We start from the raw sequence: 15,197 nt of genomic DNA, 5'->3' as shown, positions 1-15,197 counted from the left end.
TTTAATTACTAATAAATTAATATTTAATGAATGATGCTAACAACAAAAATAAATTAATATTTGATGACATAACCAGTAAAAATATGATTTCATGACAAAATCAGGATTCTTTTGTATTCCTGATAGCGATATACAGCACTTTCTAGTGTTATGAGGTACATATCCAGCGGGCAAGATGCCCGCACCACAAGAGTTTTATAATTCAATTTTGTACCTCATAAGAGCGGAAACCGCTGTATACAGAACTTTCCAGTGTTATGAGGTACATATCCAGCGGGCAAGATGCCCGCACTACAAGAAATTTTTGGGGATTTTATTTCTTGGAAGTCTCTTACAAATTTTGGTTTTTCTCAGGCTCAGGGTGGTCTGGTCAGTACGGCTTGATTTCTCTTACAAGCCCAGTCCCTTTAGGGCTGGGTTACTGACTTTCTCTCTATGAACTTTCTCAACTTGCCGGGGAGCTGCCACTGCTGTAAATAATATTATGGCTTCATCAAAATTGATCTGACTATTTTTAAAGTCACCCATTTTCTGATATGTTAAACCTAGTTGAAAGTAAGCTTCTGCTAAATCACATCTGTTACCACTGATTTTATGGAATATTTCTATTGATTGTGAATGTTTGAAAAGTGCTTCTTCAAAATTATCTTGGATTCGATCAAGTTCTGCTAAACCAGTTAAAGCTTTAGCTACAAGCGGATTATAGTGAGAATTATAGTTAAGTTCTTGAGCAGATTCTATCCATCCATAGGAACTTTCTGCTTGAGAAAATTTTATCGCTGCATTATATATTTTCAAAGATTTTTTAATGTTTCCTAAATTTTTGTAAATTAGACCTAACTTTAATAAAGCATATATTTTACGCCATCTGCAAAAATTCACTTCAGTTTCCAAGCCTGCATTAATTAGTAAAGTTTCTAAATTAAGTATCATATAATATACTATTTCCGCAAAAATTCCCGTGAAAAGCGAATAATATACTTTTTTAGCCAAAGATTGAGGAAGAATGTATTTTTCTGCTGTATTAAAGTACGAGTATAACAAAGCTAAATGTAGCCACACGGTTACTTGATATTTTTCTATTTTTAACTTTAAATTTTTATCTCCTTTTTGGATTATATTTTCTATCCATGATTTGGTCGGTTCTAAAATATTTATGGCTGCTTCCAGTTCCCAGATGTCTATATAGTAAAAGGATAAATGGATTTGATTTTTGACTATCAATAATACAATCTCGTCATAACTTATGTCTATTTGATTATTTTCAAAATCATTTAAAATACAATTTGCCATTGCTAGTGATTGATGCAAATAATTAATCGCTATATTCATATTTCCTGACACTAAATTTATTATGCCTTCAATACTATAAATACTTGCTAGTAGATATTCAGATTTTATCTTTTCTTTCAGGAAATTCAGTATAGATATTACTTGTGTTAATGCTCCCATTCGATAGTAAGAAAAAGCCAGCATTTCATCAAATGACCAGCAACCATTTCTTCGTTGAATAATTATATATCCAGCTTGTTCAAAGTCATGAATACATTCATAATGATAATAAGCTTCAAAAGCTTTTTTAGCATCCTCCATGGTGCGAATACTTTTCACACTACCTCTCCAAAATTCGGCTGCTTTTCGGTTAACTTCCTCCCATTCTTGACTTGATTTTAACCTTTTTATGCTCTCTTCTTTAATCACTGTATGCAGCCAATACTTGCCCTTGGCAAATTCAAACAAACGCAAATTTTTTAAAGATCTAATTATATAGATACACTGTTGCTGGTCAGGAATATCCCACAGCAAAGCTAGTAAGGCATCTTCAGTCACTTGTGGTATATCCTGATAGCGATAACATCCTAACCGACACAGTAACTTATAAGCATTTGGATTTAAACTTTGCAATCTCTCAAATTGATTGATAACTAAATTTTTTAATCCTCTTTCCACCAAAGTACAATTTTCTTGCCAATAAGCAGTTGCATCTCCTTGATAATCTGTTTTTATTGACCCAAGCAAGATATGCATAGCTTTGGCATTACCCCCATATTTTATGTACATTTCTTCTAGTAAAGAAATATCAATCTTAACTTCGTGAAATGCCAAAAATTCTTGCCACGCTGATACACCTAATTCACTTAAATAATAATGATAAATTATATCAATACGGTCATCAAATAAACATTCTCTACTGGTAATTATCGTAAATGACTGCACAGTTGCATCAGCTAAAACCCTGAATAATTCTAGATAACGACTATGATTTTGAATGAACCTACCATGTTTATCTAGTGCAGGTTCTAAGCTATCAATTAATATCCCGACTTGGCGATTTTGCAAGTGTTTTTTTAATCTTGCGAGTGTAATACCAAATTCCCTGCCTGGTTCTTCTTCAAAGTATTGTTTCAGCCATTCTTCAACTACGCTTTCAACGCTAGTGATATTATCTGGTTCTTTAGCTATTTCTAGGGATAAAACTAAATCAAACCCTTGATTATCTAAGTATTGCCTAGCTAAAGTTGTTTTACCTAGTCCTCCTGGTGCCTGAATAACAATCATTTTTTGATGTTGATTGATTAGAGTATTAAGTCTTGCTAAGTCATTGTCTCTACCGAAAAAATTAGGACTTTTGTTTTCAAAAGACAAGAAGTTTTGATAGCAACTCTTCGCACTACTTATATCTTTTAAAGCTAGAATAACATCTATGTTGTGCTTGTATGGGATGTTTAATGTCTTAAATAGTAATTTAATTGCATACTCTTCAACATTCTGCTTTGTTAAAATTCTACGAACCGTATTACTACTTATACTTTCACCAATGTTTTCCATCTGTTTCTGTATCCACGTAATTCTATTACGTGGGTTCACGTGGTTTTCACTAAGAGTATTAATTATTTTTTCCTCACCCAACTCGGTTAATAAGTATGTCTGGCGATTTCTGGGGATTTTCATCATTCCTGGAGTTTAAACTAAATCGGTAATTCAACTGAAAAAAATCATGAATTTAAGGAATTTAAGGAAGTAAAAGACTATTATACTAAGTTTATTTTTTCTTTATAAATAGCTACAACCAAATTATAAAGCGATTTCCAGAATTATTATTAATGAACTTTACTTAACTTGCTTAAATATACACATACCATGCAGAAAAAATTATATATTGAGGTTACGTGAGGTTACGGGTAATGCCTCCGGCACAATACCGCAAACGCCACACGATGGCTAACGCCTCCCGTCAGAATAATATGTAAGCGTACCATTGCTCCGCAACGCTAACGCGAACAAATCAAGACTCTTATTTTGGCTAAGGTATTGTCTATTAAACAAAGTAGGAAAGAAAATGAAAGAAACATCCAAGAAAGTGTTAAAAGCCGCTGCTATTGCTTCTTTATTAACGGGTAGTGTAATTGCTTCCACCGGTTCTATCTTTGCTGATAAAGCTAATGCTGTTACTCCTATCACAACAGCTAGTTCTACTACTGGTTTTACTGGGACTATAGATCCATCCTGTGCCGTTGCTACTGGTTTCGCTAGCAGTACATCCAACGCCTACGCGAAAACTACATATTCATCCTCTGGCGCTGGTGGTGTTTTAAGGCTGGAGACAAGTGACACGGCCCAATTTAACTGCAACAGTGATACAGTTAACGTATCAGCAGCTGTAACCGCAACCCCACCTACTGCGCCAGTCAACGCAACTTCTCTTGCAGGGGTGCATACTACTACACTTTCCAGTGATATTGCAAATGCTAATGCAACTGGAACTGGTTCTACTACTGTAGCTCCCACAAATTGGAAAACAAACCTCCAAGGTAACATTGGGATTACAGTTAGGTCTACTTGGAACCCAACCGTTGATGGACAAGAATTGTTAGATGGGACTTATACTGCTGTTGCTATTGTTACCGTCACACCTAACTAGTACAGGCAAAAACTCCCTAATTTTACCGCTCTTTGATTTTTTAGCTTATACTCAAAACGGTTGGGACATAGACTTTTGTAAAATCACGAAAAACCTAGATTTGTAGGAGTTTAGCAATGCTAAACTCCTGCCCGCAGAGTCAAATAATTAAGCCCTGTTGAGTATAAATAGTATTCACCTCATCACTTACCCTATCGGGTAGGTGATTATTCTTGGCTTAAATTTAATCACTTTATTGCTTAAGTCCTATAATCGTGCTGCTTGCTGTCGTAAATGACTAGAAAAAAGATCCATGAAAAAACTAATTTTAGTAGCTTTAACGATTATAACTATTCTCAATCCTACTCAAGTATTAGCACAATTAAGTCTAACCTGCCCTACTCAAGGTAGCTTAACATTAACCAATCAATATAATCTTGCTACTACACAACCTGCCCAGTGTAGTTTTGTAGTTGATAATACTGTTTCTAATATTGATGTTACTATCACCCTATCTGAACCAACTTTAAATCAACAGGCAACTACTGAGAAAATAGATCCTGCTGGTACAAGTAGAACCGCACAATTAACCTATACAAATAACAGTAGTAGTAAGACCATTCATCAAAATTCTAGTACAACTGATACCTTTTCCGGTTCAAGTACCACTCCTATGGCAGTAAGTATTCAAATCCAAAGACCACAGAAATTTTTTGCTGGCTTTTATACTTATGAACTCATGATCAATATCACTTCACCTTGAATTTTTACGAAGGAGTAAATAATGCTGAAATCAAGATTTATTAAAAAAAGTATTGTTGCAATAACAAGTATGGGGTTTTGTGGATCATTACTATTCCATAAACCGGCAAATGCTCAAGTAAATGTATCTCCCCTAGTTATGTTCACACAAACAAAACAAGGAACAGCTACAGGCTTTATTACCCTAATAAATGAAGGAGATGAAGCAGTAAAAATGAATTTATATGCTTTACCGTTTACGTATAATTCCAATGGTTTCCAAGTTTTAGAATCTAGTCCCAATGATTTATCACCCTATCTCATTTTTTCTCCTTCAGAAATAGTTTTAGAGCCAAAACAAACCCGTAGAGTTAGATTATTAGCTCGTCTCTTACCCAGTATGAAATCAGGGGAATATCGAGCCGTCATTTTTTCTCAACCTTTTAAGCCAAAAAATACCAGTGGTTTGACTGTAAATAATAGACTGGGAACAGTGGTTTATGTTAGTCATGGTGAGATTCGAGAAAGTTTAATTCCCAAGGAAACTAACTATGATATCAAAAAGGAAGAACTCTATTTGTTAGTTAAAAATGAAGGAAACGTGACTATTCGTTCTCAAGGTAGATGGGAATTAAAACAAGCCGGACAACTAGGATTTCAAGGGGAAATTTCTAAGATTACTATTATTGCAGAAGGAACAAGAAATGTTCCCATCACTATTGAAAAAGACCAAACAAAAACGTTAATTCCAGCAGGAAATTATCAGCTTACAGGAGAATTGTTTTGGGGAGATCCTCGAAATCCTACAAAAGTACCTTTTAGTTTACCAGTGACTATTCCATCAAGATGAAACTTCTACAATTCAACGTTTAGGCTACACGCCAACAAATAATTCTAATTTTTCCTATGGAGGTGTTAATCTGGGCTGATTCATCGTTTAAAGTTATTGATTTAAGTTTCTAAATAGGTTTTTTAAAAGAAAACTTTTTGATTTTGAGGGATCGGGTAACTTTTGGGGTATTATCATAAGTATATTCAGTGAATGTACAATTGCATATCAATAGTAATCCGAACAAATCAAGACTTTTTGTAAGTTCTATGAAACAAAACAGGAAAGGAAATGAAAGAAACATTTAAGAAAGTGTTAAAAGCCGCTGCTATTGCTTCTTTATTAACAGGTGGTGTAATTGCGTCCACTAGTTCTATCTTTGCCGGTAAAGCTAATGCTAACCCTGTCGGTTTTGGTGGGAATGTAGATCCATCCTGTGCCGTTACTACAAATTTCCCTAGCACTACAAACGCCTACACTAAAACTCTCTATACAGGCTCTGGTGGTGTTTCAAAGCTGGAGAAAAGTGACCAAGCCTCATTTAACTGCAACCTAGATCAACTTGATATAACAGCAGAGGTCACCGTAACCCGACCTACTGCGCCAACCCAAGCAACTCTTCTTCAAGGGGTGCATACTACTACACTTTCCAGTAATACTGCAAATACTGCTATATTTGCAGTATTGCCAGCATCATCGAACAGTTTAACTTTCAGTGCCACTGATTGGAATCCAAGTACCGCAGGTGACATTACCATTACAGTTAAGTCTACTTGGGAGCCAACCACTACTGGAGAAGAATTGTTAGATGGGAATTATACTGCTGTTGTTGTTATTACCTTGGCACCTTCATAAACCGGCAAATGCTCAAGTAAATGTATCTTCCCTAGTTATCTCCACACAAACAAAACAAGGAACAGCTACAGGTTTTATTACCCTAATAAATGGAAGGATTTACCCCGGATTATTGAGCTGTTACTTTTAGAATCTATAGCACTCCTATTTGATTCTTGAACATTCAGGAATCAAACAGGATTCCTATAGTCCCAATGATTTATCACCCTACAAAAATAAAGAACTCTATTTGTTAGTTAAAAATGAAGGAAACGTGACTATTTGTTCTGAAGGTAGATGGGAATTAAAACAAGCCGGACAACTAGGATTTCAAGGGGAAATTTCTAAGATTACTATTATTGCAGAAGGAACAAGAAATGTTCCCATCACTATTGAAAAAGACCAAACAAAAACGTTAATTCCAGCAGGAAATTATCAGCTTACAGGAGAATTGTTTTGGGGAGATCCTCGAAATCCTACAAAAGTACCTTTTAGTTTACCAGTGACTATTCCATCAAGATGAAATTTCTACCTATCAACTGTGCAGGGCTTAAATTGGTAAGCTTAATTGTAGCAAACTCTAGTATGATCGGTGGGGTGATAACAATTTTCATCAGGTATCCACCAGTGAATGCTCAGGACTTTAACAATCTATATTTAACTGACAATTCTACTGTTTTAGAACCTAATCAAGCTCCTGCTGCTAGTAAAATACCATTATCAGGAAAATTTACGATTCTCCCGCTGGGAATTAATGTCGGTGGGAATAATGTAATTCCTTCCACCACAGTCAAGGGTTTAGAGAATGGCAAAGAAGCCATTGATTTTAACAACTGGCTAGTTCCTTTTGCTGATGTCATTAAAGCCTTAAAATTCAACGTCACCAAAAAAGATGATGGTCAATTAGAATTACGTTCTGTTGGTTTAATCATCAAGTTTGATCCAAGTCTATTAGTTAATGACCCTGATATCGGTCAAGCTATTTCTGTAGAACAGATTAAAAATATTTTAAATATTCCTGCTGAATTTAGTATAGCAGAATATGCTCTTGTTTTCAATCCATCATGGTTAACAAAAAATGTTAATGATAAACAATACCAAGAAAAAGAACAACCAGTCATCTTAGCAGGCTTACCTCAAATCAATCCTCCTTTTTTGAGCTTGACTGGTATTTCTCAACGAACAAATTTGAGTCAAACTCAGGGAACAAATTTTAGTAATAATAATTTAAATTACAACTCAGAATTTAAAACATTAGGAAGTGTTGTTGGGGGAAGCTTATTTTCAAGAATTCAACAAATTAATAGTAATGTAGGTAGCAACTGGCAAATAAACGAACTGCAATATTTTCATCCTAGTCCTTATACAGACTATCTTATCGGCACTCAAGCACCTTTTTGGGGACGATTTGATCGCAATCAAGGTGAGTATTTTGGCACTACAATAATTCAACGTTTAGGCTACACGCCAGCAAATAATTCTAGTTTTTCCTATGGAGGTGTTAATCCTCTAGACAAACTTAATACTAATGAAGTTTTACGAACCATAACGGGAAAAGCTGCTCCTGGAACTTTAGTACAATTAGTTACCCAAAATAGTAATTTGATAGTTGGGGAGCAACTTGTAGATAATTCAGCAAAATACCGCTTTGAAAATGTGGTGACAGCTAGTAATTCTTTGACAGGGAATGCAGAAAGTCAGAATTATAAACTTCTGCTTTATCCAGGAGGAAATTTGAGTGGTAAACCAGAAGAAATTCCTCTAAATTATCGCAATTTACAAGGTCAAATCAATAAAGGAAAATCAGCTTTTGTTATCAGCGCAGGTACAGAAAGAAATCGCACAAATCAAAGCTTTTTCGGGAATCTTGGTGATTTTCAAGGTGGAGCTACTTATTATTTTGGACTTTCTAATGAAATTACTTTAGGTACTGGGGTAGTTTATGATGGTTCTACTCAACCATACAGCGAAATATTGTATCAACCAGTAAATTCTCCTCTAACCTTTAAACTTGGGGCATTAACTGGTAATCAAATTAGTTTTAACGCAGATATTAGCTACAGAACTAATAATTTTAGCTTAGGTTTTGGCGGTGATGAAAAATCTTATAATACCAATTTATTTTGGGCTTTAAACCGAAAAGTTAGTTTATTTTCTAATTTGTATTCTAGTGGAACAAATAATCGCTTAGAAACCGGGTTTAACTTCAACTTACAACCAGTTTTTTTGAGTTTGAGTTATGATTATAAAAATAGTATTAATGGTGCTTTGAATGCTCGTTTAGATCCTTTTTTGATTGGCATTCGTAAATATAACCAAAATATTTCTTCTGAATTAATCTATAATCTTTCTGGCAGTCGGCTTTTTGGCTCTACAGGCAATGCAATTAGCCTAAAATATGATACCGATGATAAAAACTATTTAGGCAGCCTGAATTTGATTTATCGAACTCCTTGGAAAAGTAAAGATGGTAGGAGTTTATTAGACTTAGAATTTGGCTATGGTAATGGTTCTCAAGGTCATGGTATCATCACATCTGCTTCTACAACTCTAGTTCCTGGTTTAGGATTAAGATTAACTTATAGTGCAGTCAGTAATAATAGTTCTTCTTTAAGTCTCAATTTATTTACCAGTTTGTTATTACAACCTAGTATGAATTTCAGCGGTGACGAGACAAAATTAGAAAAGTTACGCACTCAAGGGGGAATCTTACTTCAACCATTTCTGGATAAAAATAATAATGGTCGTCATGATCATGGAGAAGATTTTTATACTGAAGATATAGAATCACTATTCTTAATTAATAATCAACCTTTGAATAAACTAGGTGTCTCTCGGCCAAAAAATGTCAGCAAAGGGGCATTATTTGAGCTTCCACCAGGTAATTATCGTTTGGATATAGATCCAGCGGGTTTTCCCCTTGGTTGGAAAGCTATCCAACCAGCCTATGCAGTTAAAGTTTCTCCTGGAAGTTATACGACTGTTTTAATACCTCTGATTCCAGCTTATGTTGTGACGGGAAGAGTGATAGATAAAGAAGGGAAAGCAATAACAGGAGTTAGTGTAGAATTTGTTTCTCGTAGTCATCCAGAAAACCGAGTTACTTCAGTAACTAACAGTGCTGGAATTTACTATTTAGAAGATTTAAATGTAAGCACGTATAATGTACTTATTGATGGTAAACTAGCCCAACCAAATACTTTAGAAATTAATACAAATTCTAAGACTTTCTTGGAATTAAATTTACAGCCATAACATCAAAATGAGGTGCGGAATTTTGGTTTATAAAGGATAAAAAATCTTTGCTACTTAACAATACCTTGTCCATTTTCTGTAGGTTGGGTTGAAGCATGAAACCCAACATGAGCGTCGGGTTGTGCTGTCGCCAGTAAAACTTGGCAATTATCAGGGTAAAAGGTGTTTAACCGGAGATAATATCACCTATTACCTATCCACCATTCCTGCTTTTGCACAAGAGTATGAAATTGCCAATTAGGATCAGTTTGAGGATAATCTAAACGGTAATGTCCACCCCGACTTTCGGTTCTAAAAACAGCACTTTTCAGAATTAATTCGGCAATATCTAATAAATTACGAGTTTCTGCCCAAAGCCGTAATTCCTTTTCAATTTGTGGCTGTTGAAAATTAACTGATTGTGTTGGTTTTAAACTCAATAATAATTGACTTAAAGGTAAAGCCGCAAAGTCTTCTTGCCAAGATGCAACTTGAGAAATGGCATTTTCTAAACTTGATTGTTCTCGACAAATACCTGCACTTTGCCAAACTACACGGGGTAAATTTTGGCGAATTTCTGCTAATTGTCTTTGTTGATTTTCCCACTCAATTAGAGATGGGTTAACTGCCAAACTTTCAGTTTCAATAATATTAGCAGATTCCTGTTTTCCCAGTTGCAATTTTTCATAGTCAACATTAGCCATTTGCGCCCCAAAGACAATACATTCCAACAACGAATTACTGGCTAAACGATTAGCACCATGTACTCCCGTACTGGCAGTTTCTCCAATGGCGTATAAACCGGGAATATTCGTGGCATTCATCACATCTGCAAGGATACCACCCATCCAATAATGGGCAGCAGGTGACACAGGAATGGGTTGAGTAAAAACATCAATGCCCCAATGTTGACAAACATTGATGATATTCGGGAAACGATGGCGAATTTTGTCAGCGGGAATGGGGCGCATATCTAACCAGACATTCGCTGTAGCCATATCAGCAGCCGTTTTTTGTAAATGACTGAAAATAGCTCGACTGACCACATCACGGGGTGCTAGTTCCCCTGCTGGGTGGTAATCAAAGGCAAAACGTCGCCCGGTGTCATCCACCAAATGCGCCCCTTCTCCACGCACAGCTTCACTAATCAGGAAACGTCCTGGTTTACTTAGGGCTGTGGGGTGAAACTGGACAAATTCTAAATCCCGCAGAATTGCCCCTGCCCGCCAAGCGATCGCTACACCATCACCTGTACTCACTGCTGGGTTAGTAGTTTGGGCAAATACTTGACCACCGCCACCTGTAGCTAAAATGACAGCCCTGGCTCTAATCCAGGTAATTTTACCTTGATAAAATAGGCTAGTTCCCAAACATTGACCGGTTTGGGGTTCTATCCATAAACTCAGAGCCAAAGCTTGCTGAATGACTTGAATATTCTGACGACGCAGGACTTGATCTGTGAGGGTGGTGGTAACTTCCCTGCCTGTGGTATCGGCGGCATGAAGCACGCGAGGACGAGAATGGGCTGCTTCGAGGGTTAAAGCTAAGTTACTGTCATGACGATCAAACGCTACGCCTAAGTTAACCAGGGATTGAATACAACTGGGGGCTTGTTCGGCGAGGAATTTGACAGCGGCGATGTCGCATAAACCAGCACCTGCTTTTAATGTGTCTTCAATATGCAGTTGTGGCGAATCTTCTGGGGCTACGGCTGCGGCTATGCCACCTTGCGCCCAATCACTGGCGGATAGGGAAACTGTTTCTTTAGTAATTAAGCCGACTCGTAAAGATGCGGGTAGACATAGGGCTGTATATAGTCCTGCTGCACCGGCACCGACTACTAAAACATCAAATTGGTTAGGAATATTTATATCAGGCAAGGGATAACTATGATTTTTGTGATTTGGATGATTTTTGGGATTTACAGCCCAAAATTTAAGATCTCAACTTAGGGTATGGGTAATTGGGAATATGTTTTCAATTCCCAATTCCCAGTCCTTAGTTATCTGTAGATACCGTTATTAATACGGTCGTCCCCTTCATTGAAGTTAGGCTCTAATTCTGTAACTGTAAAATTGGCTAAGTTAGCTTGCAAACGTTCTTTTTGTCTATCGGTCAATCCTGGCAGATTTAATACATCTTCTACTTTTTCGTAGGGAGCATTAGCGACAATCTTCTTAGCCAGGGTGGGATACAGTCCAGGAAAATCTTGGAAAGCCCGCATATTGGTATTGTTCAAATCAATTTTCTTGCCAAACTCTGTTGCCAACTTCTGATCTGCTTTGTTTTGGCGGGCAATTGCTAAAACGGGGACTTGATTTCCCACAAAGCTATTGAAGCCAGTAGCTTGGGCTGTTTGGGTAGTTCCCAACATTCCCCAACAACCTAGCAACAATGTAAATACACTGAATAAACGCACCAATGCTTTCACGATTTTTACCTCTTTTTTTCAAGGAATAATAAAATTTTGCAGCCAAAAGCTATGAACTTTAGGGCATAAGCCGGAAGTTTAAGGGTGTTAGAGTAGTTTATTTTCTAACTTGATCCTGGTTTCTTCATGGTTTAGCTTCATGGTTTCAGCTTGAGAGTTTGCACAACAGTCATCAAAAACTAATATACAGCGGATCAATATCCATAATATTTACGACTATTTGGTTTGATTTGACTTTTGCCAAAAATCTGACCTGATAGCACCTTTGCGCCCATTTTTCGGTGTTTACCTAAATTCATGGGAATTTCACGCCAGAACTGCTGCTAATAAGAAGAGACTGTCTACTAAGATTGTACTCAAAACTGCGCCGCCAAAGGCATACCAATGACATTGTTTATTGAGTAAAGAAGCTGTTCCTACAGTCATCAGAATGAGAGCAAGAATGATTGCCCAGGCTTGTCCCCAGGGTGTTTGGACTTGTGTTAGGGCATTCTGTAAGATTTGTGAAGCACCAGAGGGATCTGTTCTCATAATTTGTCGCCAATAAGGCATCAAATCCACTAAATAAAAATAAATATCGGTTAAAACCGTTCCTAGTAAAGAACCGAGGTAAAACCAATTGCCGACTTTACCCCAATTTTTCGCTAAACACCACACAGCAAAGGGTAATCCTAGTGCTTCTATAGGTATATGCCAGATTGGTTCATATCTTAACCAACCCCAATAAATTGCGCCTGTTAACCAAGTCCAGCTAAATCCAAAAAGTAAATCTCCCCACAGATAGGTTTGGGGACGTGACATTAATCTAATACTGATCCACACCCAAAAGCCTGTCATTAATACGCTAAGAGTGGGAAATGAGCGCACTAGTGGTGCTTCCATGAACACTGGTACTGATACTAAAAATACTGATGCTAAAAATATTAACCAACTTTGTCGGGAAGAGATAAAGTTTGGTAAGGAAGGATTTTTAAGGCTGTCATCAATATCTAACGTCGGGTTAGTAGCTGGATAGGAAGGAAATGTATGATTAATCAAAGTTTTTAATATTTGTTACTAAACTTTACTTATCTAGAGTATCATAACTGAAAATCCCCCCTAGGGGCATCTTGATTATACATAAATAACAACAAGATCCCCGACTTCTTAGAGAAGTCGGGGATCTGACTTTTGCAATACTATTGATAAATCACCAGATTAATCAAAGAAGTTGGGAGTCTTGTGATTAAACTATAAGTTATTTGTATGGGATTTTTGAAAAAAGGACTTTCTCAACTAATGGGAGTCTATTCTCATTATTATTGAGAATTTTATCAATATTTTAACGAGTTTTGGTGATTTCAGCTAGGGGGCTTGACAGAGTTTCGAGTTTTAGGTATGCTTATGATATGAGTGGAAAAGTGTGCGCTCATATATATAAATCGAGAAACAGAATATTATAGAGTTGTAAAATTTCAAAATCGAAATTTCATAAACAGCTACGACTTACTAATATATTGATTCAGGTTTCCAAGGATTAATAATAGAAATACCACATCCTTCAAAATCAGTAACATTGCGCGTTGCTATAGTTGCTTTATGAGTGTAACAAATAGCAGGAATTTGAGCATTAGGTTGAGAAATTGGAGTACCATTTTTTCGTCGTTGAGATGCAATATAAGCAAATGCTACAGCAGCATTTTGATCAAAATCTAGAACTCGTCCAGCAAAGTCTTCAGAAAACATTAGTTGTGCTGTTTGACTAAGTTCTTCTCGTCGTTTTCCTCCTGGAAGTAAAGCAATACCATAGAGAATTTCTGCTTGAGTAATTGTTGTAGTAAACAAACTCATTAAAGGTTGTGCTGCTACCCATTCACGAACTATTGCTGATTTTTGAGTTTTCATTAGTTCGGAAATGACGTTTGTATCAAGAATAATCATTTTCTAATCTGCAAATATTGACACTGTGCGAATCGCTTCTCTCTCTATTTCTGGTAATTCCAAATCTTCAAAATTGGCAAAACGGTTTTCAATTAGAGTTGCTAAATTGATAGGATTTTTAGGATTTTCTGTGAGAACAAGACGGAGAATTTCTGTAATTTCTTGTTCTAGAGAATGTCCATGTTTTTCGGCTCGTTTTTGTAACTGATTTTGCAGATCATCATCAAGGTTAGAGATTGTGATATTAGTCATAATCAATTTAGAATTAAAGGATATGTTTATTATACACTATCAATTTGAGTTTTTTTGTCTGAATCAGGATATCCAGGATTAAAAGATTTTCAGGATGTTGTTGTTTATTTGATGTGGGGATTTTGAGGATTTTTTTGTCTGAATCAGGATGTCCAGGATTAAAGGATTTACAGGATGTTGTTGTTTGATTGTCTATGAGAAGTACAGATTTTAGGATGTTAGATAATAAATTATCCGTTAAATTATTTGTTGTCATTTATTGACTGTTGGTGTAACTGTATTTTATAATATCTCAATATTCACAGACAATTCATCAATAATAATCTGTCTGAATCAGGATAACCAGGATTTGAGGATTTTCAGGATGTAATTTTTTTATTGTTTAGGAAAAATGGCGATTTTTGGATGATAGATAATATACTGTGATTGTAATTATCATTTTTCAATATTCACAGACAATTCATCAATAACAATCCTGTACATCCTAAAATCCTGGTTATCCTGATTCAGACAATTACAATTTCAGCATCCCACCAATAACCTACAAATAACAATCATGTAAATCCATGAACACATCTAATACCCAAAATCTAAAATTAGACGAAATTACATATATAATCAATGGATGTGCAATGAAAATACACCGAACTTTGGGAAATGGTTTTCAGGAGGTTATTTATCAAAGATGTATGGAAATTGAGTTGCAAAAATCAGGTTTAGGTTTTGGAAGGGAGGTAGAACAAACAATTTATTATGAGGGAGTTGAAGTAGGAACACGAAGGGCAGATTTTATAGTTGAAAATCAGGTCGTGGTGGAGTTGAAAGCGGTTATTTCTTTAGAAGATGTTCATTTAGCGCAAGCGAAAAATTATTTGGTTGCTTATAATTTTCCTGTGGGATTATTGATTAATTTTGGTGGGTTGAAGTTGGAATATAAGAAGGTTTTTAATCCTAGATTTCAGGGTTAATTTGTCTGAATCAGGATAACCAGGATTAGAGGATTTTCAGGATGTTGTTGTTTATTTGACGTGGGGATTTTGAGGATTTTTTTGTCT

Annotated in this window: 14 protein-coding genes; 7 read left to right on the top strand and 7 right to left on the bottom strand. The window is 36.0% G+C overall.

All coding sequences use genetic code 11. From position 1 onward, the window contains the following. Positions 1-390 precede the first annotated feature (390 nt). Positions 391-2,829, bottom strand: coding sequence for a tetratricopeptide repeat protein (locus FJR09_RS20120; protein ID WP_168652756.1), 2,439 nt, complete (start codon positions 2,827-2,829; stop codon positions 391-393). Between the two features lie 511 nt (positions 2,830-3,340). Here FJR09_RS20120 and FJR09_RS20115 point away from each other — a divergent pair. The 6 genes from FJR09_RS20115 to FJR09_RS20090 all read left to right on the top strand — a co-directional run bounded on the left by FJR09_RS20115 (position 3,341) and on the right by FJR09_RS20090 (position 9,560). Further along, positions 3,341-3,922: a hypothetical protein gene (locus FJR09_RS20115; protein ID WP_168652755.1), complete on the top strand. Its 582-nt coding sequence runs from the start codon at positions 3,341-3,343 to the stop codon at positions 3,920-3,922. 292 nt (positions 3,923-4,214) lie between these two features. Next, positions 4,215-4,664, top strand: a complete 450-nt coding sequence (locus FJR09_RS20110; RefSeq protein ID WP_053540449.1) for a hypothetical protein — start codon at positions 4,215-4,217, stop codon at positions 4,662-4,664. 21 nt (positions 4,665-4,685) lie between these two features. After that, a complete protein-coding gene (locus tag FJR09_RS20105) occupies positions 4,686-5,492 on the top strand; it encodes a hypothetical protein (RefSeq protein ID WP_168652754.1) in 807 nt (268 codons plus the stop codon). Positions 5,493-5,762: 270 nt separating this feature from the next. After that, positions 5,763-6,326, top strand: a complete 564-nt coding sequence (locus FJR09_RS20100) for a hypothetical protein (protein ID WP_015081142.1) — start codon at positions 5,763-5,765, stop codon at positions 6,324-6,326. Positions 6,327-6,474: 148 nt separating this feature from the next. Next, positions 6,475-6,828 carry a hypothetical protein gene (locus tag FJR09_RS20095; RefSeq protein WP_051155206.1) on the top strand — a complete coding sequence of 118 codons (354 nt, stop codon included), beginning with the start codon at positions 6,475-6,477 and terminating at the stop codon, positions 6,826-6,828. 104 nt (positions 6,829-6,932) lie between these two features. Further along, on the top strand, positions 6,933-9,560 hold the full coding sequence (locus FJR09_RS20090) for a carboxypeptidase-like regulatory domain-containing protein (RefSeq protein ID WP_371725663.1): 2,628 nt from the start codon (positions 6,933-6,935) through the stop codon (positions 9,558-9,560). A 182-nt stretch (positions 9,561-9,742) separates the two neighbouring features. Here FJR09_RS20090 and nadB read toward each other — a convergent pair whose 3' ends face one another. From nadB to FJR09_RS24820, 6 genes are all read right to left on the bottom strand, one after another. Beyond that, entirely contained in the window at positions 9,743-11,419 is a 1,677-nt protein-coding gene (nadB, locus tag FJR09_RS20085; RefSeq protein WP_168654171.1) for an L-aspartate oxidase, read from the bottom strand. Positions 11,420-11,541: 122 nt separating this feature from the next. Beyond that, positions 11,542-11,970: a photosystem II complex extrinsic protein PsbU gene (gene psbU / locus FJR09_RS20080; RefSeq protein WP_015081139.1), complete on the bottom strand. Its 429-nt coding sequence runs from the start codon at positions 11,968-11,970 to the stop codon at positions 11,542-11,544. Positions 11,971-12,276: 306 nt separating this feature from the next. Further along, positions 12,277-12,957: a DUF3120 domain-containing protein gene (locus FJR09_RS20075; protein WP_371415563.1), complete on the bottom strand. Its 681-nt coding sequence runs from the start codon at positions 12,955-12,957 to the stop codon at positions 12,277-12,279. A gap of 501 nt (positions 12,958-13,458) precedes the next feature. Then, entirely contained in the window at positions 13,459-13,890 is a 432-nt protein-coding gene (locus FJR09_RS20070; RefSeq protein WP_168651173.1) for a type II toxin-antitoxin system VapC family toxin, read from the bottom strand. A 3-nt stretch (positions 13,891-13,893) separates the two neighbouring features. Next, entirely contained in the window at positions 13,894-14,142 is a 249-nt protein-coding gene (locus tag FJR09_RS20065) for a plasmid stability protein (RefSeq protein WP_015081136.1), read from the bottom strand. A gap of 13 nt (positions 14,143-14,155) precedes the next feature. Beyond that, positions 14,156-14,398, bottom strand: coding sequence for a hypothetical protein (locus tag FJR09_RS24820; RefSeq protein WP_015081135.1), 243 nt, complete (start codon positions 14,396-14,398; stop codon positions 14,156-14,158). Positions 14,399-14,708: 310 nt separating this feature from the next. Between FJR09_RS24820 and FJR09_RS20060 the strand changes: the two genes are divergently transcribed. After that, the gene (locus tag FJR09_RS20060) at positions 14,709-15,110 is read left to right on the top strand and encodes a GxxExxY protein (protein ID WP_168651175.1); all 402 of its coding nucleotides are present in this window, start codon (positions 14,709-14,711) and stop codon (positions 15,108-15,110) included. Positions 15,111-15,197: the final 87 nt, after the last annotated feature.

The sequence above is a fragment of the Dolichospermum sp. UHCC 0406 genome, assembly GCF_009712025.1.
Classification (GTDB): domain Bacteria; phylum Cyanobacteriota; class Cyanobacteriia; order Cyanobacteriales; family Nostocaceae; genus Dolichospermum; species Dolichospermum lemmermannii.
The sequence above is the reverse complement of the archived record's forward strand: the minus strand, read 5'-3'. Positions and strand labels throughout refer to the sequence as shown.

What these genes read in the sequence shown, in the direction of transcription:
- FJR09_RS24820 (WP_015081135.1), bottom strand. Translation starts at nt 14,398, where the DNA reads ATGACAACAAATAATTTAACGGATAATTTATTATCTAACATCCTAAAA.
- FJR09_RS20120 (WP_168652756.1), bottom strand. Translation starts at nt 2,829, where the DNA reads ATGGAAAACATTGGTGAAAGTATAAGTAGTAATACGGTTCGTAGAATT.
- FJR09_RS20070 (WP_168651173.1), bottom strand. Translation starts at nt 13,890, where the DNA reads ATGATTATTCTTGATACAAACGTCATTTCCGAACTAATGAAAACTCAA.
- FJR09_RS20065 (WP_015081136.1), bottom strand. Translation starts at nt 14,142, where the DNA reads ATGACTAATATCACAATCTCTAACCTTGATGATGATCTGCAAAATCAG.
- FJR09_RS20060 (WP_168651175.1), top strand. Translation starts at nt 14,709, where the DNA reads ATGAACACATCTAATACCCAAAATCTAAAATTAGACGAAATTACATAT.
- FJR09_RS20100 (WP_015081142.1), top strand. Translation starts at nt 5,763, where the DNA reads ATGAAAGAAACATTTAAGAAAGTGTTAAAAGCCGCTGCTATTGCTTCT.
- FJR09_RS20115 (WP_168652755.1), top strand. Translation starts at nt 3,341, where the DNA reads ATGAAAGAAACATCCAAGAAAGTGTTAAAAGCCGCTGCTATTGCTTCT.
- FJR09_RS20105 (WP_168652754.1), top strand. Translation starts at nt 4,686, where the DNA reads ATGCTGAAATCAAGATTTATTAAAAAAAGTATTGTTGCAATAACAAGT.
- FJR09_RS20110 (WP_053540449.1), top strand. Translation starts at nt 4,215, where the DNA reads ATGAAAAAACTAATTTTAGTAGCTTTAACGATTATAACTATTCTCAAT.